This is a genomic window from Candidatus Aminicenantes bacterium (assembly GCA_011049425.1).
In the GTDB taxonomy this organism is placed as follows: domain Bacteria; phylum Acidobacteriota; class Aminicenantia; order UBA2199; family UBA2199; genus UBA876.
In genome coordinates this window covers 1-2,937 of the sequence record DSBM01000168.1, presented here as the reverse complement: position 1 = coordinate 2,937, position 2,937 = coordinate 1, and the positions used below count along the sequence as shown (strand labels likewise).

Annotated in this window: 4 protein-coding genes; all 4 read left to right on the top strand. The window is 53.5% G+C overall.

Going from position 1 to position 2,937, the window contains the following annotated elements:
* Window positions 1-462: 462 nt before the first annotated feature.
* Entirely contained in the window at window positions 463-735 is a 273-nt protein-coding gene (locus ENN40_11905; GenBank protein ID HDP96041.1) for an acylphosphatase, read from the top strand.
* A 111-nt stretch (window positions 736-846) separates the two neighbouring features.
* Window positions 847-1,128, top strand: a complete 282-nt coding sequence (locus tag ENN40_11900; protein ID HDP96040.1) for a zinc ribbon domain-containing protein — start codon at window positions 847-849, stop codon at window positions 1,126-1,128.
* 228 nt (window positions 1,129-1,356) lie between these two features.
* The gene (locus ENN40_11895) at window positions 1,357-1,689 is read left to right on the top strand and encodes a hypothetical protein (protein ID HDP96039.1); all 333 of its coding nucleotides are present in this window, start codon (window positions 1,357-1,359) and stop codon (window positions 1,687-1,689) included.
* 10 nt (window positions 1,690-1,699) lie between these two features.
* Window positions 1,700-2,937: hypothetical protein (locus tag ENN40_11890; GenBank protein HDP96038.1), on the top strand; the 1,238-nt coding region annotated here is incomplete at its 3' end.

The window sequence follows — 2,937 nt, the reverse complement described above, 5'->3', positions numbered from 1 at the left end:
CTGCCGTTTGCGTTCGCTTATGCCTTATGCCCTGCGGGTATGTATGCCCTCTGGGTACTCATCACAACAATTTCTCGCTCATCATCTATGCGGATTTACCCACACGAAACGTAATAGAACCGAAAGTTGAAGAGTTGGAAGGAAGGTGGCAGGTAACAGGAGACAGGAGGCAGGAAAGCCTCTCCTATTCCCTATCAGCCCTTCAGGCTCTGAATAACGAATAAAGAAGAAGGAATAAAAAAAGCACAGTGCTTTTCGAGCACCTGCCAGCACATCACAGCGCTTAAAATCGCATCATCACAGCTCAGCCAGGCAATTCTGAGCTGAACTGCCTGGCCGCATTCCTCATCACCAGCACTCCTTAGTGCCATCACAGGGGCTTGTCTTCAGACTTTCGACTTTCAACGTTTCACTGTAGACTGCCGATTTGCTCTTTTAGCGCAGAAACCATAAAATTCAGCCATGGAAACACGCTGTTACACCGTCACCGGACGGGTCCAGGGCGTGGGGTTTCGCTTTACAGCCCGTCAAACCGCCCGTAAGCTGGAAATCAAGGGCTGGGTGCGAAACAATCCGGACGGAAGCGTAACGGTACTGGCCCACGCGGAGCGGCACGCATTGGACGCGCTTGAGTCCTTCCTGCAGCGGGGGCCTTACGGCGCGCGTGTCGATGGGGTTGACGTGGAAATCGTGGAAAACACCGATGTGGGAGAGGAATTCCATGTACGTCATTGATCTGCCATGCCCGGTATGAGTTGAATCAACCACCAAATATCATAACTTTAAAATGCAGTTGACAGTTCATAATGGGATGTGTTATAGAGAATACAGTTAAGGACCATCGCCATGCCGATCTACGAATATCGATGTCAAAAATGTGGCCGTACATTTGAAGTGTTGCAGCGGATAAACGAAGAACCGCTTCAGCACTGTATCCACTGCGGCGGCGAAGTAGAGAAATTGATCTCGGCCTCCTCATTTCAATTTAAAGGATCGGGATGGTACGTTACGGATTACAGCCGCCGCCAGAAGAGCCCGGACAACGGCTCCAGCGAAAAGAAAGACGCAAAAGAGACAAGTGTCGCCAAAGACACCAAAACAGGCACTGAGAATGTCAATAAAAAATAGCCTTTCCATCTCTCCCCCCTTAACATAATTACATATCTCCCACCTCAACCTTACAGGTCCCCCGCTACATGGGGGACCCCTGCCTTTCAAAAAAAAGTTGGAAAGTTGAAAAGGGAAGTTAAAAAGACGAACAAGTTTTTGCTTTTGCTTTTTACTTTCGACTTTAGACTTTCAACTCTCTACTTGGCGAGTATTGACTTTTTTTGCCGAATTCAATAGGATGATTGCATGATCGTCGGCTTCAATACGGACATCAAGTACCGCAACGAAGTCTTCCACATCCAGACCGAAGACAAGGGGCAAAACAACCCCGTGGTGGAGACCCTTGTCTACCACAGCGGAGAAATCCTCTTGTCCCGCCGCCTTTCCTACGGACACTTGATCCACAAAACCAACCGCCGGGAAATCATCAAAAACATGATGAAAACCCAGCATGACCAGATCATCAATGAACTCAAGGACGGCAAGTACCTTCATCTCCTCAGCCTCGATACCCAGATTATCGAGGACAAAGCCCTCGACGACCTGGTGATCGACTACCTGGCCGCTGAATACGGCTGAGGTTGCGCGCATGAGCGCTCCCTTCCTCTTGTTTGACGGCATGTACCTGATTTTCTCCGCTTTCTACACCCACAGCCAGATGCGCACCCTCAAAGGACAACCCACCGGGGCGGTATACGGCTTTGTAACCAGCGTGGAAAGCCTCTTGAAGGAAATGGCGCCCGGACGGGTGGCCGTCGCCCTGGATTCCCCCGGACCGACCTTCCGGCACCGGCTGTATCCCCAATACAAAGAAAAGCGCGAAGCCGCGCCGGAAGAACTGCAGGCGCAAATCCCCCTGGTTCGCGAATACCTGCAACACAGGGGCATCGACCTGCTGGAACGGCCCGGGTTTGAAGCAGACGACATCATCGCCGCGTTCAGTCGCAACCGGGATGATGCCGATGAGCCCCTGATCCTGGTTTCTGCCGACAAAGACCTGTTTCAGCTGGTCAACCGCAACATTCGTCTCTACCATCCGCGCTTGAAACGGGTCCTGGACAGTGAAGCCATCCGCGATCACTTCGGCGTGCCGCCGCAACGCATCGTGGACTACCTGGCCATGGTGGGTGACACCTCGGACAACATCCCCGGAGTTCCCGGAATCGGTGACAAGAGCGCCCGCGCCCTGTTGGAAAAGTTCCATGACCTGGACACGATCCTGGAAAACCTGGACGAACTTACCCCCGCCCAGCGCCGGCGCTTCGAGGAAAACCGCCGCCTGCTTGACTTGTCGCGCCGGCTGGTGGACTTGTCCCAGGCGCCGGAAATGAAACCGCCGCAATTGCCTCCTCCTTTCCAGGGCGGTGATGAAAGACAACTGCTGGAATTCTATGCCCGCCTTTCTTTTTCCAGCCTGCAAAAAAAGCGCCAGAGCGATCCGGCCGGTGACGAATTGAGTATCCCCGTTCACGTGATCACACTGGAAAAGGACCTCTCCGACCTGGCCGATCGGATTCGAACGGCGGGCGCCGTTGCCCTGGACGTGGAAACCACGGCCCTTGAATTCACTCAAGCGGAGTTGGTTGGAATTTCTTTCGCCCTGGATGACGCCGGATTCTACGTGCCCTTCCTGGCTCCCGAAGGCGATACCGTGGACCTGGACACGTTCCGCCGCATCCTGGGCGCCATCCTTTCCGACCCCGAAATCGCCAAGACCGGTCACAATTTGAAGTTCGACATCCTCCACCTCTGCAGCCACGGCATGAAGGTAAAGGGAATCGCTGATGATACCATGGTCATGTCCTACCTGCTCTACCCCAATCGCCG